This window comes from Streptomyces sp. NPDC020742 (assembly GCF_040641675.1).
GTDB lineage: Bacteria > Actinomycetota > Actinomycetes > Streptomycetales > Streptomycetaceae > Streptomyces.
Window position 1 is genome coordinate 62,872 of the sequence record NZ_JBFAEA010000024.1, and the last position, 21,809, is coordinate 84,680.

The window sequence follows — 21,809 nt, forward strand, 5'->3', positions numbered from 1 at the left end:
CCGCGGCAAGGTGGTGGCGCGCGGATCGGCATCGTGTGGCGTTCGCGTCGTTACAGCATGTGCAGGCGCCCTTACGGGTCTGTACACCCCGAGCCCCGATTCCCGCCGGGTAAGAAGACGGCAAGAGGGCGGGAAACCGGAGCGAGGGGTGCAACCGCTCGACGGGATTCGCCCTCTGAATCATCGGAAAATGGGTTCGGACCCCGCTCACGCCAAGAGACGCTGTCGACACGAAATGTAGATTCAGTGACTGTGAAAGAAGCCCTAGAGCCGCTGCCGGCGGGGCCCACCATCACGCCATCCGCACAGGTCAGCATCATCGTCATCGCCTACAACGATGCCGGTCACGTCTGTGATGCGGTGCGCTCCGCGCTCGCGCAGGGCAGCCCTGGTGAAACGGTCACCGAAGTGATCGCGGTGAACGACGCCTCCACCGACGGCACCGGCGCCGCGCTGGACGACCTGGCCCACACCGAGCCCCGGCTGCGGGTGATCCACCGCGCCGAGAACAGCGGCGGCTGCGGAACGCCCCGCAATGACGGTCTGCGCGCGGCCACCGGCCGCTTCGTGATGTTCCTGGACAGCGATGATGTGCTCCCTCCGGGGGCGGCCCGGGGGCTGCTGGCGGCGGCGCTGGAGCATGACGCCCCGGTGGTGGCCGGCGCCTGTGTGCGCCGGGAGCTGCCGGCGCGGCGCGATGTGCCCTGGCTGCCGGCGCTCTACCGGGAGGCGGCGGTGCACGAGCCGGCCGATGCCAGCCCCCAGCTGGTCCGGGACACGCTGTGCGTCAACAAGCTCTACGAGCGTCAGTTCCTGACCGCGCACGACATCGCCTTCCCCGAGGGCCGCTTCACCTACGAGGACTTCGTGTTCACCGCGCGGGTGCTGGCCGCGGCGCCCCGGGTCGCGACCATCCCCGACAGCGTCTACGTCTGGCATGTGCGCCGCTCGGCGGCCCGGCAGTCGATCTCGCTGGACCGTAAGGACGTGGCGAACTGGCGGGCGCGGATCGAGGCGCACCGCAGCAGCGTCCGGATCTTCCAGGACGCCGGGCACAAGGCGCTGGCGGACGCCGCGGCCACCAAGTTCCTCGACCACGACCTGCGGATGTACGTCCGTGAGCTGCACACCCGCGGCGCCGACTACCGCGCCGAGTGGTGGCGGCTGACCCGGGAGTACCTGGCCGGGTTCGACGAGTCGGCGCTGCGGGCGGCGCGGGCCCCGGCGCGCTGGCTGGCGCGGGTGGTGCTGGCCTCGCCCGTCCCCCGCGACCTGGACCGGCTGACGCAGCTGGCGTCCCGGCCGGGCCGGCTGCTGCCGCCGTACGCCGAGGAGGCGGGGCGGGCGGTGTGGTCAGCGGACCTGCCGGGCGTCGAGCTGGAGGACCTGGACTCCAAGCCGCTGCACCGGCTGCCGGTGACCATCGATGCGGAGCCGGCGGTGGGCGGGCGCAGTGTGCTGCGGCTGCGGGTGCACGACCTGTACGGGCGGCTGGCCGCGGCGGGGCCGGAGAGCATCGACGTCGAGCTGCGGCGGCGCCGCGACGACCGGCGGGGCCCGGTGCACACCGCGGCGCTGACGCCGGCGCCGGCCGGCGGCGGCCGGGGCGCCGGCTGGACCGCCGAGATGGTGCTGGACATAGCGGCGCTGGCGGAACCGGGCGACCAGGCCGCCGACCCCGAGCCCTGGGACCTGATGGCGCAGGTCAGCTGTGCCGACGGCGCGGCTTTCCGGGCCGCGCTGCGGGCGACAGGACCGGGCCTGAAGCGTCATGTCCTGCCCAGCCGGCGGCACGGTGTGCTGCTGGTGCAGCCGTACGCCACGACCGGGGGTGCGCTGTCGCTGCGGGTCGCGGCGGGGCTGCGCAGTGTGTGGCGGATCGCCGCCCGCCGGCTGCGGCCCTGACCCGGCCCACTGTCCCTGTAGGAACCCGAGCCTAGGATGAGCGCTATGTCTTACTTGATCACGGGTGGAGCCGGCTACATCGGTGCCCATGTCGTACGGTCGCTGCGGCAGGCGGGCGAGCAGGTCGTGGTGCTGGACGACCTGACGACGGGGGTAGCCGAGCGCCTCCCGGAGGATGTCCCGCTGATCGTCGGATCGACCCTCGACCGGGCGGTGCTGGATGCGACCCTCGCCGAGCACGGCGTCACCGATGTGGTGCACCTGGCGGCGAAGAAGCAGGTCGGCGAGTCCGTGGAGATGCCCCTGCGGTACTACCGGGAGAACGTCCACGGGCTGCAGACGCTGCTGGAGGCGATGGTCGCCGGCGGTGTCGGCCGGCTGGTGTTCTCCTCGTCGGCGGCGGTGTACGGCATGCCGGACGTCGACCTGGTCACCGAGGACACCCCGTGCACGCCGATCAATCCGTACGGCGAGACCAAGCTGGTCGGCGAGTGGATGGCCCGTGCGGTGGGCCGGGCGCACGGCATCAGCACGGCCTGTCTGCGGTACTTCAACGTCGCCGGTGCGGCCACGCCCGAGCTGGCCGACACCGGGGTGTTCAACATCGTGCCGATGGTCTTCGAGAAGCTCACCGAGGGCGCCGCGCCGCGGATCTTCGGCGATGACTACGACACCCCGGACGGCACCTGCATCCGCGACTACATCCATGTCGCCGATCTCGCCGATGCGCATGTCGCGGCCGCCCGGAAGCTCGCCGAGCCCGGCCCGGTGCGCGATCTGACCCTCAACATCGGGCGCGGTGAGGGGGTTTCGGTGCGCGAGATGATCGACCTGATCACCGAGCTGACCGGCCATCAGGGGGTCACCGCCGAGGTCACCCCGCGGCGGCCCGGTGACCCGGCGCGGGTGGTGGCGTCCGCCGACCGGATCACCGGCGAGCTGGGGTGGAAGGCGCACCACGACGTCCGGGACATGATCACCTCGGCGTGGGCGGGCTGGCGCCACCACCACCCGGAGGCCTAAAGCCCCCAGTCGTCCGCACGGAGCGGCCCGCCACGGCGGGCCGCTCCGTGCGTCGTTGCACGCCCCTGTCCGGCGCGGGGATCCGGTGCGGGGATCCGGTGCGGGGATCCGGTGCGGGGATCCGGTGCGGGGATCCGGTGCGGGGATCCGGTGCGGGGATCCGGTGCGGCGGTCATGGTCGGGCACCCTGCTGCGCGGGCGCCGAGGCCCGCGACCCGGGTGCCCGGTGTGCTGCCGCTCAGCTCCTCAGCGGGTATGACGTCCGGCCGGACGCCTGGTCGATCTCGTCGTGCGCCTTGGTCAGCAGCTTCATCGCCAGTTCGTTCAGCGCTCTGGCTCCCGCGACTTCCTCGCCGACCCGCGGCTGATTGGAGTCGGCGGGGTGGCGGCTGGCGTATCCGTGCGACCGCACCTCACTGCCGTCCGGGAGCCGTACCAGGGCGGCGGCGCGGGTGCGGTGGGTGTCCTCCTCGAATTCCATCTCGACGTGCCATCCCACAGCGGTCTGCAACATCGCGATCACCTCCGGAACCGCTGCTACCAGAGTGCTCCCGCTACCGGGCCGGCGCACGGTGTGCCGGGGTGCCGGGGTACCGGGGTGCCGGGGTGCCGGGGTGCCCGTCAGCGTGACGGCAGCCACCGCGGCGGCCGGGGCAGGGTGACGGTCAGCGGGGCGGGGCCGTCGCCGGTGCGGACGGGCAGGTCGAGGCGGAGCGGGCCGGCGCTCAGGCGGAGGGTCACCTGCCAGCTGCCGGGCGGTCCGCCGCGCAGACGGGCGCGGACGGTGTAGCGGTCGTCGGCGGCGGGTTCGACGGCGGTGCGCAGGGCCGCCGTGCGCCCGGTGCGGGGGTCGTGCAGGAGTAGGTGCAGTGCGGCGTCCGGAGGGCAGCCGGGCAGGGTGAGGTGAGCGGTGAGGGTGGTGCGGCCGGTGCGGGTGGTGGTGGCGGTGCCGCGCAGGTCGGTGCCGAGGGGGTGCTCGGTGGCGGCGCGGCCCAGGGTGAGGTGGAGGTGGCCGTGCGGCCGGGAGAGGAAGAGGGCGGCGGTGGTCGGGCCGGCCGGGCCGCGGCCGGTGATCCGCGGGGTGTAGGCGGGGCCGTCCGGCGGCTCGCCGGGGGCGGGGGCGTCCTCCGGGACCAGCCAGGCCGCGCGGTGGACGGCAGCCGGCCCGGTGCCGTCCGTACCGTCCGCGCCGTCCGCCCCGTCCGTGTCGTCCGCCCCGTGGGCGGTGAGCGCGATCTTGAGTCCCCAGGTGCCGTCGGGGAGCGGGTCGCCGTCCGCCGCGGTGGCAGGGTCGACCGAGGCCCGCCAGCGCTCGCCGTCGTACTGCGCCGGTATGCGGTGTTCGGCGGTGCGGCCCCGCAGCAGGACCTCGGCGCTGCCGGCGTCGAGCGGGGGCAGGGCGGCCGTGCCGCGCAGGTGCAGCACGCCGCCGGCCCAGCGGTAGCCGGTCAGGCGCTGGCGCATCACGATCCGGTCGGTGAGGTCGTAGCAGGAGTCGGGTATGCCGTGCGCCGGGTCGCGGAAGAACGGGTAGCCGGCGTGCACCCGGCCGTCGGGGGCGATCCGCGGCGGGCCGGGGTCGGCACCGGTGTCGGCGCGGACGACGGCGGTCAGGGCGTCGTGGTCGGCGGTGCGCAGGCAGTGGGCGCGCAGCCGGAGGCCGGGCGGCAGGGCGCGGAGCACCCCCTCGGTGAGGTGGCGTGCGACGAGCGGGCGGGCGGCTTCGGCCATGGCCCGGCGGCCGGCCAGGGAGCGGGCGAGGTAGGGGGCGGCGAAGGGCATCAGGATCTCGCCGTGGAAGTGGCGGACCAGCAGCCGGTCCCGGTCCGGTCCCGGAGGCACGCCGCCTTCGACGAGGGGCAGCACGTCGGTGCCGATGTAGTGCAGGTACGCGCACCAGTCGAGGTCCTGGCGGCTGGCGTTGCTGTCGTCGGGGCGGCCGTGGAGGTAGTAGCAGTCGTAGTCGCCGAGGACGGAGACGGTGTCGGCGTGGAGCAGGGCGCCGATGCCGAAGGGGAGGTCCTCGGCGAGCAGCCGGCCCTCGACGAAGCGCAGCCGGTGCTGGGTGAGGAAGGCGCGGCGGAAGAGCTTGTAGGCGGCCAGGGTCCAGTAGACCGGGGAGTCGAAGGGGGTGACGCGGGCGCGGGTGGTGTGCAGGTCGACCGGGGCGGGGCGGCCGTCGGCGCCGACGATCCGGCCGTAGACGACGTCCGAGCCGTGGGCCTGGGCCATGCGGGTGAGGCGGTCCAGGGCCTCGGGGCCGAGGCGGTCGTCGGAGTCGAGGAAGAAGACGTACGCGCCGGTGGCGTGGTCCAGGCCGGCGTTGCGGGGCCGGCCGGCGCCGCCGGAGGCCTCCTGGCGGATGACGGTGAGGTTGGGGTGGTGGCGGACCTGTGCGGTGAGCCAGTCGGCGCTGCCGTCGGTGGAGCCGTCGTCGACCGCGATCACCTCGATGCGGCGCTGGTCGAGGGTCTGGGCGAAGACCGAGCCGAGGCTGCGGGCGAGGTAGGGCCGGGTGTTGTGGACCGGGACGATCACGGACACCAGGGGAGCGGCACCGTCCGGGTCCGGCGGGGTGGCCCCGGGCGGGGTGGCGGGCACCGGCATACGGCCTCCGATCGTTCGTACCGCAATCCCTCGAAAGCCCCGCGTCCAGCACGGCAAAAGGGACTATTAAGACATATAACTTTGGGTGAACGTTCGCCGAGTGTGGAGGAGTGCCGGTGGCTCCGACGCCCGCCACCCCACAAGAGGCGGTCCGGGCCCAGGAGGTTGCCCGGCCCCTCCCCGCAAGTGAACGCCCGGCGGCTCCGCGGGGTGCCCTCCGGCGGCTGGCCGCGCCCTGGCTCGCGGCGGCACTGGCCACGGGGGCGTACTGCCTGGCGCTGGCGCTGCACGGCAGCTACCCGTTCGGCCCGCGCTCCCGTGCCGTCAACGACCTGGGCAACCAGTTCGTGCCCTTCCACGCCCGGCTATGGGACCTGCTGCACGGCGACGCCAACGGGGACCTGCTGTTCAACTGGAGCAGCGGGTACGGCGTCCCCTTCCTCGCGGACTTCTTCACCTACCTGATGAACCCGTTCTCCTGGCTGGTCGGCCTCTTCCCCCGCGCGCTGGCCGACCTCCCGGTCTTCCTGGTCACCCTGCTGAGCATCGGGCTGGCCACCGCCCTGATGACCGTCTTCCTGGGGCGGCTGCACCCGGGCTCCGGATGGCTACGGGCGCTGTTGTCGGTCGGGTACGGGCTGTGCGCCTGGGTGCTGAACGACGGCTTCGCCGACCCGATGTGGATGTGGGGACTGGTGGCGCTGCCGCTGGTGGGGATCGCCGCGGAGTGGTGCCTGCGCCGGACCCGCTGGGTGGCCGGCACCCTGCTTCTCGCCCTAGCCTGGGCCGGCAACTTCTACACGGCGGCGATGGCGACCCTGGCGATGGCGCTGGTCCTGGGCGTACGGCTGGCCACGACCGAGGGGACGGCGCCCGGTGACCGACTGCGGGCGGCGGCACGGGCCACCACCATGGCGGCCACCGGCATCCTGCTCGCGGCGCCGGTACTGACCGTGGGCCTGGCGGCCAGCCGGGCCGCCCAGCCGGCGCCCGCGCTCCTCCCCCACGACCGGCCGTCGCCGCTCTACCTGCTGGCGCAGCTGCTGCCCGGCGGCCACGGCGCGCTGCCGGCGCCCAACGTCTTCTTTGGGGTCCCCGGGCTGCTGCTGGCCGCCGCCTTCCCGTTCGTGCGGGCGGTGCCGCTGCGGATGCGGCTGGCCTGGTGCGGGCTGGCGGCCTCGGTGGCCGCCTCGTTCGTCTGGGAGCCGACGATCCTGCTGTGGCACGGCTTCGCCCTGCCCAACGGCAGCCCCTACCGCGCCGCCTTCGTGCTCAGCGGGATCCTGGTGATGCTCTCCTGGCTGGCGCTGGCGCACCGCCCGCGGGCCGGTGAACTGGCCGCGGGCGGTGCGCTGGTCGCGCTGCTGGCCTGGCTCTGCCGCGGGCAGGAGGCGGTGAGCGACGCCACCTGGGTCCTGGTGGCCGGCGGCGGCGCGGTGACGCTGGCGGGGCTGGGTGCGCTGGCGGTGGTGCACAGTGCCCGGACGCGGACCGTGGTCACCGCCGTGCTGACCGGCACGGTGCTGCTCGGGTCGGCGTACACGGCGTTCTCGGTGACCGCGGCGCGCGACCGGATCGCCTGGTTCCAGCCCAAGATCACGCTGAACCGGGCGTCCCTGGCGGCCCGTTCCGGGCTGGTCGCACGCGCCGGCTGGCCACACGCGCGCACCGACCCCGGCCCGCACGAGTTCGCCAACAACGATCCGCTGCTGCTGGGCGGCGAGGGCGGCGCGTACTACAGCAGCTACGTGCCCGCGGCCACCGCCCGCACCCTGCAGGCGCTGGGCGCCGGCTGGTACATGAGAGGCCGTCACACCCTGAGCTTCGAGGACCCGGTGGGCCAGGCCCTGATGGGGGTGAGCAGCGCGCTGACGCCGGCCGGCAACGACCGCAACCGGTTCGCCGTGCACCACACCGGGCCGGCGGCCCCGCTGCTGACCGTACGCGCCCGGCTGCCGCGGGCCGTCGGCGGCGCCCGTGCCGGCACCGTCTTCGCCCGCCAGGAGCGGGTGTTGGGCGCCCGCGTCTACCAGGTGCCGGAGCTGACCCCGGCCGCGGGCGCGGCACCGGTGCCGGTGCGCGGCGGCTGGCTGCTGCCGCCGGCCCCGGCCCGTCAGGGGGCGGAGCCGGCGCGCACCGGCACCACCTTCACCGCGCGGTGCACCCCCGGCAGCGTGGTGGTCTGGTCGGCGCCGTGGTTCGCCGGCCGGGTCAGCGGGCCAGGCCGGCAGACCGCGGGCTTCGGCAGGTGGGACTCCACCGCGAACCCGGTGCGCCGGCTGGGCCGGGTGCCCGCCGACGGCACGGTCGCGGTGCGCTTCCTCGGACAGGGCCGCCAGCTGGTGCCCCGGCATGCGCTGGGGTGCCTGTCGCCGCGCCGGCTCGCCGCGGCGGTGCACGCCCTGCGCGGGCCGCGCACGCTGACCGCCGGCGGGCACCGGCTCACCGCCCACCTGCCCGCGGGCAGCCGGGGCCATGCGGTGCTGGCCGTCCCCGCCGTCGCGGGGTGGGCCTGCTCGGTGGACGGCGGCCCGTACGGGGCACCGTCGTCGTTCGGCGGGCTGCTGACCGTTCCGCTGGGCTCCGGGGCCGGGCGGCTGACATGCGCATACGTCCCGCCGGGGCTGCGCCCGGGGCTGGCGGCGAGCGGCGCGGCCGCCCTGACGCTGGCCGTGGTCGCGCTCCGGGGACGCCTGCGGGGCCGGCCGCGGTCCCGCTCCACCAGGGAGGCCCGCCCATGAAGCTCTCCGTCGTCGTCCCCTGCTACAACGAAGAGGCCGTGCTGAGCCGCTTCGACGCCGCGGTCCGCGCGGTCCTGACGCGCCTGGGGGTCAGCTACGAGCTGTGCTACGTGGACGACGGCAGCGCCGACGGCACGTTGGCCCGGCTGCGCGGCCTGGCCCAGCAGCACCGCGGCACCACCCGCTACCTGTCCTTCAGCCGTAACTTCGGCAAGGAGCCGGCCATACTGGCCGGGCTCCGGGCGGCCACCGGCGACGCGGTGATCATCATGGACGCCGACCTGCAGCACCCGCCGGCGCTGATCGAGAAGATGCTCGACCTCTACCAGCTCGGCCACGACCAGGTCATCGCCCGACGCAGCCGGGACGGCGACCGCCGGCTGCGGTCCGCGCTCAGTCGGCTCTACTACCGGGTCGTCAACACCTGGGTCGACGTCCGGCTCACCGACGGCGTCGGCGACTTCCGGCTGCTGTCCCGCACCGCGGTGGACGCGCTGCTGTCGCTGCCGGAGTACAACCGCTTCTCCAAGGGCCTGTTCTCCTGGATCGGCTTCGACACCATCACCTTCGACTACCGCAACGCCGCCCGGGAGGCCGGCGAGACCAAGTGGCGGCTCGGCTCGCTGGTGAACTACGGCATCGACGGGATGCTCTCATTCAACTGCCGCCCGCTGCGGCTGGCCATCTACGCCGGGCTGGGCCTGGCCTCGCTCGCCGCGGTCTACACCCTGTGGATCATCGGCGCGGCCGTCGTGGGCGGGGTCACCGCGCCCGGCTATGTGACGCTGGTGGCCATCATCGTGGGCCTGGGCGGGCTGCAGATGGTGATGCTCGGGCTGATCGGCGAGTACATCGGACGGATCTACTACGAGACCAAGCGGCGGCCGCACTTCCTGGTCAAGGAGAGCAACGCCCCCGGCCTCGCCCCCGAGCCGGCGGGCACCGCCACCGCCGGCTCCGGGGCCGCCTGATGCCGGGCCGCCCCGCGCCCGTCCCCTGGGGCCAGCTGGTGCGCTTCGCCGCCGTGGGCGGGGTCAACACCGCGACGTTCTACGCCTGTTACCTGCCGCTGCACCGCCTGCTGCCGTACTTCGCGGCGTACACCGTGAGCTTTGCGCTGGCCCTGGTCGGCTCGTTCTTCCTCAACACCTACGTCACCTACCGCACCCGCCCGACCTGGCGGAAGTTCCTGCTGTTCCCGCTGACGCAGCTGACCAACTACGCGGTGCAGAGCGCGGGGCTGGTGGCGCTGGTGAGCTGGCTGGGGGTGGACAGCACGGTGGCGCCGCTGGCGGCGGCGGCCCTGGCGCTCCCGTTCACCTACCTCGTCTCCCGGCGGATCCTGCGCCCGGCCGCCCCGGCATGAGACCGCCAGCCCTGGAACGGCCCGCCTGGCCCGACCGAGGCCTGCCGGGTGGTGTGCAGCCGGCCGTCGGTGCCCAGTACGGCCACCACCGCGCGCCCCACCGCGTCCTGGGTGACGCCGGCCGCCGCCGAGTGCGGCACCCTGCCGGTCTGCCAGGGCCCGGGGGCGTCCTGAGCCATCGTCAACCGCAGCGCGCCCGCGTCGTCGCGAGCCGCGAGCACCATCCGGTCGCCGCTGCCGACCGGCGCCGCCGCCACCCGGCCGTAGCCGCCGACCGCCTCGCACTGCGCCGCCACCCGCCAGGTGCCGACCGTGCGGGGCCGCTCGGCGATCAGCACCTGTGCGGTGACCGCCCGGCGGTAGGCGATCCGCACCACGCCGTCGGCCAGCGGCACCGCACTGACCGGGCCGGCCGGCTGCGGCAGCCCGGTGACGGCGGCCGGCCGCGGCATCTGCCCGGCGCCCCGGGACACCCAGTGCGCCACCGTCCGGGCGCTCGCCGCCACCAGGTGGATCAGCCCGTCGGAGTCCACACAGGCGTCCAGCCCGTCCACGATCTGCGGTGACGCCTGCAGGGTGCTGACGGTGCCCTCCAGCCGCTCCCACAGCGACCAGTAGGAGCCGTTCGGGCCGCTGCGGTGGGCGATGTTGCCGTCCCAGGTGCGGACGAAGACATGCACGGTGCCGTCCGGGGCGGCCGCCGCCGCGGGGAAGCCGATCTCCAGCGAGCGCACCGGGTCGGGGTCGGGCGAGCCCAGCGACTCCCAGGGCGCGAAGCGCGGCCGGCCGTCGGGTGCGGTGCCGTGCTGCGCGGCAGTCACCACCTCCCGGCGGTGCGAGGCGTTCCGGCCGGGCAGCACGGTGCGGGTGGCGAAGAGCTGGAGCGCCCCGTCGGGGCGGCGCACCGCATGGATCTGGCCCTGGAGCAGCTCCCCGCCGACCTCCGCCGGCCGGCCGAAGCTGCCGCTGCCCGGCCTGGTCTCGGTCCAGCAGTACGCCGCGCCGCCCAGGACGGCGAAGGCGGCGAGCCGGCCGTCGGCGGCGACGCGGATCCAGGCGTTGGAGCCGGGGGCGCGCAGCCGGGTGGAGCGGGTCCAGTTGCGGGAGCTGCCGTTCAGCGCCGAGCCGCCCACCTTGCGGTCGCCGCAGCCTGCCGGGTCGCCGCAGCGGCGGTGGTCGGCCCAGCCGTACACCGACAGCAGCCGGGCCTTGTGGCGGGCGGCCGGCAGGTCGAGGTCGTTGGGCAGCACCGCGGCCTCGTAGCCGAGGTAGTTCTCGACGACGGCCGGGCGGTAGCGGGCGCGCCCCCGGTAGGCGGCCAGCGCCGCCTGGGCGAAGTAGGCCGAGGCGGTGTGGTCCTGGTGGTCGTAGTAGCGCAGGCCGGCCAGCCGGGGGTCGTGGTCGGGGCTGGCCGGCGGGGGCCTGCGGGAGTGTGTCGCGTTGGGGTCCAGGGTCCGTACGACCGTCGGCCGGACCCGGTCGAGGACCGCGACCAGGGTTTCGACGAGCTGGTCGCGGGTGTAGTGGAAGCGCCGCGGCACGGGGGTGCCGGCCGGGCGCAGCGTGGGCAGGGTGTCGGTGGCGCCCAGCCACAGCCCGCGCAGCGAGGTGGCGCGGGCCCGCCAGACGGCCCGGGCCTCCACCAATTCCAGGAAGATCAGCTGGTGGTGCGGGGCGGCGCGGAGGGTGTGCAGCTCGGCCTGGAAGCCGGGGAGCAGGGAGATTGTGGCCAGGTCCCAGGGCGCGGCCGGGTCGCCGGTGGCCATCGCCGCGTGGGCGGCGCGTAGTCCATTGGTCCGGGCCCGGGCGAAGGCAGGGCGGTTGCGGGGCACCGCGGCCGGGTCGGCGGCGCGGCGGCCGGCGTTGCGCCCGTCGGCCTCGCCGCCGGTGAGGCAGACCGTGACCGAGCGGGCGCCGGCGCGCAGGGACTGCTCCAGGTCGGGGTTCATGAAGTACAGGCCGTCGTCGGCGTGCGCGATCACCTGGAGGAAGGACTGGTCGGCGGGGTCCACCACGGGGCTGCCGCCCGCCGGTCCGGCCGTACGGGGCAACTCGTCCAGGCACCACGCCCAGACGCCGGCGCCCGCGGTCATGGCACCCAGACCGACGCCGGTGGCCTGGAGCAGCCGTCGGCGGGAGGGGCGGGGCGGGCGGGCAGGTGACACCCCCTCAGTATTCGGCTCCACGGCCGCTGCCGCAGGCGGGCGCACCGGGAGGCCGTCCCCGCGCACCGCGGCGGCCGTGGCCGGGCTGCCTGGCCGCTGTCCCCGCGGTCGACGGCCGGCGGTCGACGGCCGGCGACGCTCGAGTGGGGCGCCACGGACGCCACGGACCCCTCAGACGCCTTAGACGCCTCAGACGCCTTGGACACCTCAGACGCCACGCATGCCGCAGCCACCACGGACGCCACGGGCACCTCGGCCACCGCCCGGTCCGCACCCCGGGGAGGCCGAACCGGCTGCCCGGCCGGCGCCCGTGGGTGGCGGCGCAGGCGGCACTGACCGCCCTACGCCGTCACTTCGCCCCGAGGGCCGTCACCACCGACCGCGCCAGCGCGTCGAGGTAGCCGTCCGGCAGGTCGTCCCGGACCGCCACCAGCCGCCAGTACAGCGGCCCGGTCAGCAGGTCCAGCGCCAGCGCGCCGTCCACGCCGGCGGGCACCTCCCCGCGCTCCACGGCCCGCGCCACCATGGCGGCGGCGACGCCCTGCTGACTGTCGTGCAGCGCCGTCCTGAGCGCCCCGGCCAGCTCCGGGCTGCGCGCCGCCTCGGCCAGCAGGTCGGGGAGGATCTGCGAGGCCATCGGGTGCCGCAGCGCACGGGACGCGACCTCCAGCAGCATCCGGACGTCCCCGCGCAGCGATCCGGTGTCCGGCGACGGCAGACCGGCGAGCGCCACCGCGGAGACCACGTCGAGCACGAGGTGCAGCTTGGAGCGCCACCGCCGGTAGACCGCGGTCTTGCCGACGCCCGCCCGGCGGGCGATGCCCTCGATCGACATCCGGGCGAAGCCGACCGCGGCCAGTTCCTCGAAGACCGCGGCGCGGATCGCCGCCGTCTTGTCCTCCCGCAGGACCGCCGCCCCCGCCGGAGCCCGGCGTCCGGCCGCGGAGTCCTTCCCGCTGCGGTCCTGCGTGCTGTGCTCCTGCGCGCTGACTTCTGCCCCGTTCTTTGCCATGCCATGAGCCTACCGTCACGACGCTACGGTTGCGTTTCGACGTGAGCTCCCTTTAGTGTCGGCGTCGCGACGATACGGACCCGTTCCATCGTGGCCGTTCCGCGGCCCCCGGACGCAAGCGAAAGCGGCCCTCATGCCCGAGACCCTCACGCCCCCGGCCCCGGCGCCCGCCGGCACTCCCGGATCCGGCGCCTCCCCCGACCTCGATCTACAGGCCCTGGCCGCCCACCACGGCCTGACGGTCAGCGGCGCCCGCGCACCGCTGCCGGACTACGTCCGCCAGCTGTGGCAGCGCCGGCACTTCATCGGCTCGTTCGCCAGCGCCAAGCTGACCGCGCAGTACAGCAGCGCCCGGCTCGGCCAGCTCTGGCAGGTCGTGACCCCACTGCTGAACGCGGCCGTCTACTACTTGATCTTCGGCGTGCTGATCGGCACCAAGCGGGGCGTCCAGGACTTCATCCCGTTCCTGGTCACCGGCGTCTTCATCTTCACCTTCCTGCAGAACTCGGTGATGGCGGGGACCCGGGCGATCTCGGGGAACCTGGGGCTGGTGCGGGCGCTGCACTTCCCACGGGCCTGTCTGCCGATCTCGTTCTGCCTGATGCAGCTCCAGCAGCTGCTGTTCTCCATGGGCGTGCTGGGCGTCATCCTGCTGTGCTTCGGGCAGATGCCGACCTGGTCGTGGCTGCTGGTGATCCCGGCGCTGGCGCTGCAGTTTGTGTTCAACACCGGGCTGGCGATGGTGATGGCCCGGCTCGGCGCCAAGACGCCGGACCTGGCACAGCTGATGCCGTTCATCATGCGGACGTGGATGTACGCCTCGGGCGTGATGTTCAACATCAGCCTGATCCTCAAGGGCAAGCACGTCCCGCACCTGGTGGAGCTCCTGCTGAACGCCAACCCGGCGGCGGTCTACATCGACCTGATGCGCTTCGCCCTGATCGACAGCTTCACCAAGGCGCAGCTGCCGCACCACGTTTGGGCGTTCGCCGCCGGCTGGGCGCTGCTGGCCGGTGTCATCGGATTCGTGTACTTCTGGAAGGCCGAGGAGCGGTACGGACGTGGCTGAGCTCATGACGGAACAGACCAACGACAGCCGGCCGACCGAGGCCGCCGGGGCGCGCATCCCGACCGTGATCGCGGACGATCTGCACATCGTCTACCGGGTCTACGGCACCGGCGCCGGCAAGGGCAGCGCCACCGCGGCGCTCAACCGGATCATCCGCCGCAAGCCGTCCGCCGGCGTGCGCGAGGTGCACGCGGTCAAGGGCGTCTCCTTCACCGCCTACCGCGGCGAGTCGATCGGCCTGATCGGCTCCAACGGCTCGGGCAAGTCGACCCTGCTCAAGGCCGCCGCCGGTCTGCTGCCGGCCGAGCGCGGCAAGGTCTACACCCACGGCCAGCCCTCGCTGCTGGGCGTCAACGCGGCCCTGATGAACGACCTGACCGGCGAGAAGAACGTCCTCCTCGGCGGCCTGGCGATGGGCATGTCCCGCGAGCAGATCCGCGAGCGCTACGACGGCATCGTCGACTTCTCCGGCATCAACGAGAAGGGCGACTTCATCTCGCTGCCGATGCGCACCTACTCCTCCGGCATGTCCGCCCGCCTGCGGTTCTCCATCGCCGCGGCCAAGGACCACGACGTACTGATGATCGACGAGGCGCTGGCCACCGGTGACCGCGCCTTCCAGAAGCGCTCCGAGGCCCGCATCCGCGAGCTGCGCAAGGAGGCCGGCACGGTCTTCCTGGTGAGCCACAACAACAAGTCCATCCGGGACACCTGCGACCGGGTGCTGTGGCTGGAGCGCGGCGAGCTGCTGATGGACGGCCCCACCGACGAGGTCATCGAGGCGTACGAGGAGTTCACCCGCTCCTAGCCGGCAACGGCGGCCCGGGAACGCGGACTCCACCCGCACCCAGCGGGCAACGGCGGCCCGTGTACGGGCACGGGGAAGGGGGCGGCGCACCGGGCGCCGCCCCCTTCCCCGTCGTGCTCCGTCCGTCAGCTGTGCGACCGCAGCAGCGTGCGCATCGTCCGCATGGCGACCGACAGGTTCGCCAGGTCGAAGCCCTCCGAACCGTAGATCTCCTCCAGGGTGGCCCGCGCGCGGCCCAGCAGCGCGCCGTTCGCCTGCTCCCAGGCCTTGAAGCGCTGCTCCGGCGTCGAGGAGCCGTTGACCGCCGAGAGCACCTCCGCGGTCAGCGCCGCATGCGCCGCGAAGAGGTCCTCACGGATCGAGGCGCGGGCCATCGACTGCCAGCGGTCGTTGCGCGGCAGGTCCAGGATGCGGTCGAGCAGCTGGTTGATCTGCAGCCGCTCGCCCAGGTCGTAGTAGACCTCGGCGACCTCCAGCGGCTCCTTGCCCATCCGGTCCGCCACCGCGACGATGTCCAGCGCCGGGAAGACCGACGAGAAGCCGGACACCTGCACGGCCAGCGGCTCGGGCACCCCGGCGCCGGTCAGCTCGTCCAGGATGGTCTGGAACCACTCCAGGTCACTGCCCTGCAGCAGCTTGGGCAGCTGCGCCCAGACCTGGCCGACCCGCTCCGCGAAGAAGCCGATGGTCTCCGACAGCTCCAGCGGCTGCGGGCGGTTGTTGAGCAGCCAGCGGGTGCCGCGCTCGACCAGCCGCCGCGAGTGCAGCCGGATCCGGGTCTGGACGTCGGCGGCGACGACATTGTCCAGCGCCTCCACGTCGTCCCAGACCTGGTTGAGCCCGAAGATCGTACGGGCCGCGGTGTGCGCCCGGACGACCTCTTCGAGGGAGGCGCCGGTCTCCTCCCGCATCCGGTGCAGGAAGCTCGTACCGCCGGTGTTGACGGTGTCGTTGACCAGCACCGTGGTGATGATCTCGCGGCGCAGTGCGTGCCCGTCGACCTGCTCGGGGAAGCGGTCGTGCAGCGCCGAGGGGAAGTAGGCGTGCAGCAGCCGCTCCAGGTAGGCGTCGTCCGGCAGCACCGTCCGGATCAGCGCCTCGGAGACCGTGATCTTGGTGTACGCCAGGAGCACCGCGGTCTCCGGCTGGGTCAGGCCCCGGCCGGTGTTCAGTCGCTCGCGGATCTGCCGGTCGGTGGGCAGGAACTCCAGGGCCCGGTCCAGTGCGCCGTCGCTCACCAGGCGGCGCAGGAAGCGCTGCTGGGCGTGGAGCATGCTGGGGGACTGGGCCTGCGCCAGCGCCAGCGCGGTGTTCTGCGCGTAGTTGTTGCGCAGCACCAGCGCGCCGACCTCGTCGGTCATCTCCGCCAGCAGCTTGTTGCGCTGCTTGACCGTCATATCGCCGTTGGCGACCACGGCGTTGAGCAGGATCTTGATGTTGACCTCGTGGTCGGAGGTGTCCACACCGGCGCTGTTGTCGATCGCATCGGTGTTGATCTTCCCGCCGGCCATGGCGAACTCGATCCGGCCCAGCTGGGTCAGGCCCAGATTGCCGCCCTCGCCGACCACCTTGACCCGCAGGTCCTCGCCGTTGACCCGGATCGCGTCGTTGGCCTTGTCGCCCACCTCGGCGTTGGACTCCGTCGCGGCCTTCACATAGGTGCCGATGCCGCCGTTCCACAGCAGGTCGACCGGCGCCCGGAAGATGGCCCGCATCAGGTCGGCCGGGGTCATCTTCTTCACCCCGGCGTCGATGCCGAGGGCGGCCCGGACCTGCGCGGTGATCGGGATGGACTTCGCCGAGCGCGGGTGGACGCCGCCGCCCTGCGAGAGCAGCTCGGTGTCGTAGTCCGCCCAGGACGAGCGGGGCAGTTCGAACAGCCGGCGGCGCTCGGCGTACGAGGTCGCCGCGTCCGGGTTGGGGTCGAGGAAGATGTGCCGGTGGTCGAACGCGGCCACCAGCCGGATGTGCTCGCTGAGCAGCATGCCGTTGCCGAAGACGTCGCCGGACATGTCGCCGACGCCGACCACGGTGAAGTCCTCGGTCTGGGTGTCGTGGCCCAGCTCGCGGAAGTGCCGCTTGACCGACTCCCAGGCGCCGCGGGCGGTGATGCCCATCTTCTTGTGGTCGTAGCCGGCGCTGCCGCCGGAGGCGAAGGCGTCCCCGAGCCAGAAGCCGTAGGCCTGCGCGACCTCGTTGGCGATATCGGAGAACGTCGCGGTGCCCTTGTCGGCGGCGACGACGAGGTAGGTGTCGTCCTCGTCGTGGCGGACCACGTTCTTCGGCGGGACGACCTCGCCACCGACGAGGTTGTCGGTGATGTCCAGCAGACCGGAGATGAAGGTCTGGTAGCAGGCGACGCCCTCGGCCAGCCACGCGTCCCGGTCCTGCGAGGGGTCCGGCAGCTGCTTGCCGACGAAGCCGCCCTTGGCGCCGACCGGCACGATGACGGTGTTCTTCACCATCTGCGCCTTGACCAGGCCGAGAATCTCGGTGCGGAAGTCCTCCCGACGGTCCGACCAGCGCAGACCACCGCGCGCGACCTTGCCGAAGCGCAGGTGGACACCCTCGACGCGGGGCGAGTACACCCAGATCTCGTACGCCGGGCGGGGCGCCGGCAGGTCGGGGATGGCCTGCGGGTCCAGCTTCATCGACAGGTAGCCGTGCGGCTGGCCCTGGGCGTTCTTCTGGTAGTGGTTGGTGCGCAGCGTCGCCTTGATGACCGTGAGGAAGGACCGCAGGATCCGGTCCTCGTCCAGGGAGGCGACCTGGTCCAGCGCGCCGTCCAGCTCCTCCAGCAGCCCGTCGGTCAGCTCGGTGCCCGCGCTCTGCCGCTCCGGCGACATCCGCGCCTCGAAGAGCGAGACCAGCAGCCGGGTGGTGTGGACGTTGTTGGAGAGGGTGTCCTCCATGTACGTCTGGCTGAAGGTCGACCCGGCCTGCCGCAGGTACTTGGCGTAGGCGCGCAGCACCATCGCCTGGCGCCAGTTGAGCCCGGCCCGCAGCACCAGCGTGTTGAAGTTGTCGCTCTCGGCCGCGCCGGTCCACACCGCAGTGAACGCTTCCTGGAAACGGTCGCGGGCGTCATCGCCCTTGACGTGCTCCGGCATCCGCAGCCCGAAGTCGTAGACCCAGGCCAGCGAGGAGTCGGCGCAGCGCAGCTCGTGCGGGCGCTCGTCGATGACCTCGACGCCCAGGCGGTTCAGGCCGGGCAGCACCCGCGACAGCGAGACCGGCTCACCGGTGCGGTAGATCTTGAAGCGGCGCTCGCCGGGGGCCGCACCCACCGGCTCGTAGAGGCTGACGGAGAAGTCCTTGCCGGGCTCCTCGGTGAGCTTCACCAGGTGCTGGATGTCGGCGACGGCGCTGCGCGGGCTGTTGTCGGCCTTGTAGCCCTCGGGGAAGGCGTGGCCGTAGCGGCGCATCAGTTCGGCCGCGCGCTCCTCACCGACCTCGGCGACCAGCGCCTCGGAGAAGCCGTCGGCCCAGGAGCGGGCGGCCTCCACCAGCCGGGCCTCGATGCGGTCGGCATCGGCGTCGGTGAGGTCGGACAGGGTCGCGCCGGGCTGGACGCGGATGACGAAGTGCAGTCGGGACAGCACCGACTCGGTGTTCCAGGCGGTGAAGTCGACGCTGGTGCCGCCGAGCTCCTCCTTGAGGATGTCGATCAGGCGCAGCCGGACGGCGGTGGTGTAGCGGTCCCGCGGGAGGTAGACCAGCGCGGAGTAGTACCGGCCGTACTCGTCCTGGCGCAGGAAGAGCCGCAGCCGACGGCGCTCTTGCAGGTAGAGCACGCTGGTGGCGATGGACCGCAGCTCGTCGACCGGGGTCTGGAAGAGCTCGTCGCGCGGGTAGGTCTCCAGGATCTGCAGCAGGTCGCGGCCGTCGTGGCTGTCCGGGGTGAAGCCGGCGCCTTCGAGGACCTCGGCGACCTTGCGGCGGATGACCGGCACCCGGCGCACGGACTCGGTGTACGCGGCCGAGGAGAACAGGCCCAGGAAGCGCCGCTCCCCGATGACGTTGCCCTGCGCGTCGAACTTCTTCACCCCGACGTAGTCGAGGTAGGAGGGCCGGTGGACGGTGGCGCGGCTGTTGGCCTTGGTCAGGATGAGCAGCTTGTGCTCACGGGCCTTGGCGCGGGCGTCGGCGGGCAGCCGGTTGAAGGACGGCGAGACGGGGTGGCCGGCGTCGCTCTCGCGGTGCGGGGGGTCCGAGCGCAGTATCCCCAGCCCGGTCCCGGGCACGGCGGTCAGCACGTCCTCCTGGACGCCGCCCTCACCGGGCGCGGAGTCCAGGGCGTACTCGCGGTAGCCGATGAAGGTGAAGTGGTCATCGGACAGCCACCGCAGCAGCTCCTGGGCCTCCTCGACCTCCGTCGGGGGCAGGTCGTCGGGGAGCGGCTCGGAGGACATCTGCGCGGCGATGCTCAGCGCGGCGCCGCGCATCTTGTCCCAGTCCTCGACGGCTTCACGGACGTCGGAGAGCACCCGCAGCAGATCCGCGGTGATCTGGCTGAGGTCCTCCCGGTCGGTCTCGCGGTCGGTCTCGACGTGGATCCAGGACTCGGCCACCGCGTCGTGCGGCAGCTCGGCGGTCTTGCCCCGGGCGCCGTTGCCGTACACCTCGCCGTTGGTGTCGAGCACCTCGATGAGCTTGCCGGTGAGGTCACGGCGGACGATCACCTGCGGGTGGATCACCAGGTGGATGCCGCGGCCCTGGCGCGAGAGCTCATTGGTGACCGAGTCGACCAGGAAGGGCATGTCGTCGGTGACGACCTCGACGACGGAGTGGGTGCAGGTCCAGCCGTTCTCCTCGACCGTCGGCGTGTGCACCCGGACGTTCGCGGTGCCCTGCGGACGCTGCTCCGCCAGGCGGTAGTGCGAGAGCGCGGCGCCGAAGACGTCGACCGGATCCCGGTCGATCAGGTCCTCAGGGGCGGTGTGCAGGTAGTAGCGCTGGAGAAATCCCGTCAGGAAGTCCGGGTCGAGACCGCGTACCGGGTGCTTGCCCCCGGCCGGGCTGCTTTCAACGACCCGGGCGGCCCTGGCGAGCAGCTCGGTCTTGGCTTCGTCCAGCTTGGTCTGCATGTCCTCTGGCTCCTGTCGCGCGCCGTTGCGTGACGTTGTGGAAGAACGGTGTGGAAGCCGCACAACGCTGGAGCGACGCGGGGTGTCCTGTCGCTGTCGACGCTATGCCGCGTGGGGAGGGGGCCGCTCCGATATCGACGAACTTTGGAGGAGTCGACATGGTGCGTCGGCCGCAAGGACCAGCGACCGCCCGGTCACGGTAGTGCCCCGGGCGCAGGGCGGGGGCCTCGGCGCCCCCGCGGGATATCGCGCTGATCACGGTGCAAGGCTATCGCTCCCTCCACGGGTGCCGTCATGGGCCTTGTGCGTACAAAACCTCGGTGCGGACTTGGACCTTCTGGACAACGCCGCAAAGGGCGGCGTATGCGTCCCCCCGCCGCCCGGGGCGCCGCGCCCGTGGGCGCCATCGCCGCGCAGCACACCGGTCCGGACACCGGCCGGGAGGCCGGGACGGCAACGGAGGTGACCGCCGGACAGGACGCCGGACCGAAGTGGCCGCCGAACAGGACGCCGGGACGGAGGTGACCGCCGAACAGGACGCCGGACAGGAGGTCACCGCCGCCCCGCCGGCGCCCGGCGGTCGCCACGGTCCCGGCCGCCGCTATCCGACGACGATGGCCTCCGCCAGCTCCACGGCCTCGGCGAGGCTGTCCACCACCGGTACCCCCGGCACCGCGGCGGACTCCAGGCTCCCGCGGCTGTGCGACCCGCCGGTGTACAGCACCGCATAGGCACCGGCGTCCCGCGCCGCCACCGCATCGTCCACGGCGTCCCCGACCACGACCGTCCGCCCCGGGTCCACCCGCTCCATCGCCGCCAGATGCCGCACCATCTGCGCGCTCTTGGTGCCACCGGAGGGCCCCGTACGGCCGTCCACCCGCACGAACCGCGACTCGATGCCGAAGCCGCGGACGAGCGGTATCAGCTCGTCGTGCCCGAACATGCTGAGGATCGACTGGCTGCGCCCCGACTCCTGCCAACTCTCCAGGAGCCGGTCCGCCCCCTCGGTCAGACCGCAGCCGAGCCGGTGCGCGCTGTAGTGCCGGTGGAACGCCTCGTCCATCACCAGCCACTCCGCCTCCGACGGCATCCGCCCCATCAGCCGCTCGTAGAACTGCGGGATGGGCACGCAGTACAGCTCCCGGTAGATCTCCAGGGTGATCGGCTCCAGCCCGATCTCCTCGAAGGCGGAGTTGGTCGCCCCGATGACGGCGTCGATGTCGTGGAACAGGGTGCCGTTCCAGTCCCAGACGATGTGTGTGGCGTGCTTCCCCATGCGTTTCCCCAGGTCGATCTCCGTGCGCTCGCGCGCTGCCTCCCTGCAGAAAACGTACCCGGCCGCACTGACAGCGCAGCCGGAACGGCGAGAACGGCGCTGCTCCGGCGCCGGTATCAGCCGATCAGTTCGGGAATCTCCTGCACGCCGAACCACATCAGGTCGTGGTCCTCGGCGCCGTCCACGGTGAACTGCGCGTCGTCGTCGCCCTGGTCCGCCGCGCCGAGCGCCGCCGCGGCCGCCGCGATGTCCGCCACCGCGTCCTCGGCGTCCACATGCACCGACGCGGCCTTCGACAGCAGCACCGGCCCGGCGACCCGTACCTCGCCGAGCGCCGACTGGTCCAGCCCGCGGTCCGGGTCCGCCACCGCCGCGCCGTCCGGCACGTCCACGGCCACCACCACGCGGCGCCGCGCCACCTGTGGGTCCCCGGCGAGCAGCCGCAGTGAGGCCTGGGCCGCGCGGTTGAGCGCGGCGTACTCCAGCTCCTCGATGTCGTCCGAGACGTACCACTCGCGCAGCGCGGGCGTCACCGCGTACGCGCCCAGGGGGCCGGCGCCCAGCTCGCCGTTCTTGTGGGCCGCTGCCAGTCCGGAGAGGGTCAGGGGGACGTAGACGCGCATGGCAGCCGCTTCCGCTCGATTCGCTCGACACCGTCGATGGTCCAGCCAGCATACGGGCGTGAGTCCCCCATCGTGCCGCCCGCCGGCCCCGGTGGCGCCCGCTCCGGGCCCGTCCCGCACCCCGCTC

General features: G+C 73.2%; 14 protein-coding genes. 7 read left to right on the top strand and 7 right to left on the bottom strand.

Annotation, left to right across the window (positions count from 1 at the left end; all coding sequences use genetic code 11):
- The first annotated feature begins 252 nt into the window (after nt 1-252).
- Both AB0G84_RS29635 and galE read left to right on the top strand, forming a co-directional pair.
- The gene (locus AB0G84_RS29635; RefSeq protein WP_361327458.1) at nt 253-1,905 is read left to right on the top strand and encodes a glycosyltransferase family 2 protein; all 1,653 of its coding nucleotides are present in this window, start codon (nt 253-255) and stop codon (nt 1,903-1,905) included.
- Nucleotides 1,906-1,950: 45 nt separating this feature from the next.
- Complete coding sequence (galE, locus tag AB0G84_RS29640; protein WP_361327371.1) at nt 1,951-2,928, top strand: UDP-glucose 4-epimerase GalE; 978 nt, start codon at nt 1,951-1,953, stop codon at nt 2,926-2,928.
- A 238-nt stretch (nt 2,929-3,166) separates the two neighbouring features.
- Here galE and AB0G84_RS29645 read toward each other — a convergent pair whose 3' ends face one another.
- Together AB0G84_RS29645 and AB0G84_RS29650 are read right to left on the bottom strand one after the other, a co-directional pair.
- Entirely contained in the window at nt 3,167-3,442 is a 276-nt protein-coding gene (locus AB0G84_RS29645; protein ID WP_361327374.1) for a DUF1876 domain-containing protein, read from the bottom strand.
- A 107-nt stretch (nt 3,443-3,549) separates the two neighbouring features.
- On the bottom strand, nt 3,550-5,535 hold the full coding sequence (locus AB0G84_RS29650; RefSeq protein ID WP_361327377.1) for a glycosyltransferase: 1,986 nt from the start codon (nt 5,533-5,535) through the stop codon (nt 3,550-3,552).
- A gap of 116 nt (nt 5,536-5,651) precedes the next feature.
- Here AB0G84_RS29650 and AB0G84_RS29655 point away from each other — a divergent pair, with 116 nt between their 5' ends.
- The 3 genes from AB0G84_RS29655 to AB0G84_RS29665 are packed head-to-tail and all read left to right on the top strand — an operon-like array spanning nt 5,652 to nt 9,642.
- Nucleotides 5,652-8,276 (top strand): YfhO family protein, encoded by a 2,625-nt coding sequence (locus tag AB0G84_RS29655; protein WP_361327380.1) that lies wholly within the window; start codon nt 5,652-5,654, stop codon nt 8,274-8,276.
- Nucleotides 8,273-9,247, top strand: a complete 975-nt coding sequence (locus AB0G84_RS29660) for a glycosyltransferase family 2 protein (RefSeq protein ID WP_361327383.1) — start codon at nt 8,273-8,275, stop codon at nt 9,245-9,247. Before AB0G84_RS29655 ends, AB0G84_RS29660 begins: the two co-directional genes overlap by 4 nt.
- Entirely contained in the window at nt 9,247-9,642 is a 396-nt protein-coding gene (locus AB0G84_RS29665; protein ID WP_361327386.1) for a GtrA family protein, read from the top strand. Before AB0G84_RS29660 ends, AB0G84_RS29665 begins: the two co-directional genes overlap by 1 nt.
- On the opposite strand, the gene AB0G84_RS29670 is transcribed toward AB0G84_RS29665, so the two are convergent.
- Together AB0G84_RS29670 and AB0G84_RS29675 are read right to left on the bottom strand one after the other, a co-directional pair.
- Nucleotides 9,597-11,807, bottom strand: a complete 2,211-nt coding sequence (locus AB0G84_RS29670) for a PIG-L family deacetylase (protein WP_361327389.1) — start codon at nt 11,805-11,807, stop codon at nt 9,597-9,599. The genes AB0G84_RS29665 and AB0G84_RS29670 overlap by 46 nt on opposite strands.
- Before the next feature lie 349 nt (nt 11,808-12,156).
- A complete protein-coding gene (locus AB0G84_RS29675) occupies nt 12,157-12,819 on the bottom strand; it encodes a TetR/AcrR family transcriptional regulator (RefSeq protein WP_361327392.1) in 663 nt (220 codons plus the stop codon).
- A 133-nt stretch (nt 12,820-12,952) separates the two neighbouring features.
- Here AB0G84_RS29675 and AB0G84_RS29680 point away from each other — a divergent pair, with 133 nt between their 5' ends.
- Both AB0G84_RS29680 and AB0G84_RS29685 read left to right on the top strand, forming a co-directional pair.
- Complete coding sequence (locus tag AB0G84_RS29680; RefSeq protein WP_361327395.1) at nt 12,953-13,888, top strand: ABC transporter permease; 936 nt, start codon at nt 12,953-12,955, stop codon at nt 13,886-13,888.
- 4 nt (nt 13,889-13,892) lie between these two features.
- Nucleotides 13,893-14,696, top strand: coding sequence for an ABC transporter ATP-binding protein (locus AB0G84_RS29685; RefSeq protein ID WP_361327461.1), 804 nt, complete (start codon nt 13,893-13,895; stop codon nt 14,694-14,696).
- A 125-nt stretch (nt 14,697-14,821) separates the two neighbouring features.
- Here AB0G84_RS29685 and AB0G84_RS29690 read toward each other — a convergent pair whose 3' ends face one another.
- The 3 genes from AB0G84_RS29690 to AB0G84_RS29700 form a co-directional block, all read right to left on the bottom strand.
- Entirely contained in the window at nt 14,822-19,783 is a 4,962-nt protein-coding gene (locus AB0G84_RS29690) for an NAD-glutamate dehydrogenase (protein ID WP_361327398.1), read from the bottom strand.
- A 601-nt stretch (nt 19,784-20,384) separates the two neighbouring features.
- Nucleotides 20,385-21,059, bottom strand: coding sequence for an HAD family hydrolase (locus AB0G84_RS29695; RefSeq protein WP_361327401.1), 675 nt, complete (start codon nt 21,057-21,059; stop codon nt 20,385-20,387).
- A gap of 116 nt (nt 21,060-21,175) precedes the next feature.
- Nucleotides 21,176-21,682 (bottom strand): hypothetical protein, encoded by a 507-nt coding sequence (locus AB0G84_RS29700; RefSeq protein WP_361327404.1) that lies wholly within the window; start codon nt 21,680-21,682, stop codon nt 21,176-21,178.
- Between the last annotated feature and the right edge of the window lie 127 nt (nt 21,683-21,809).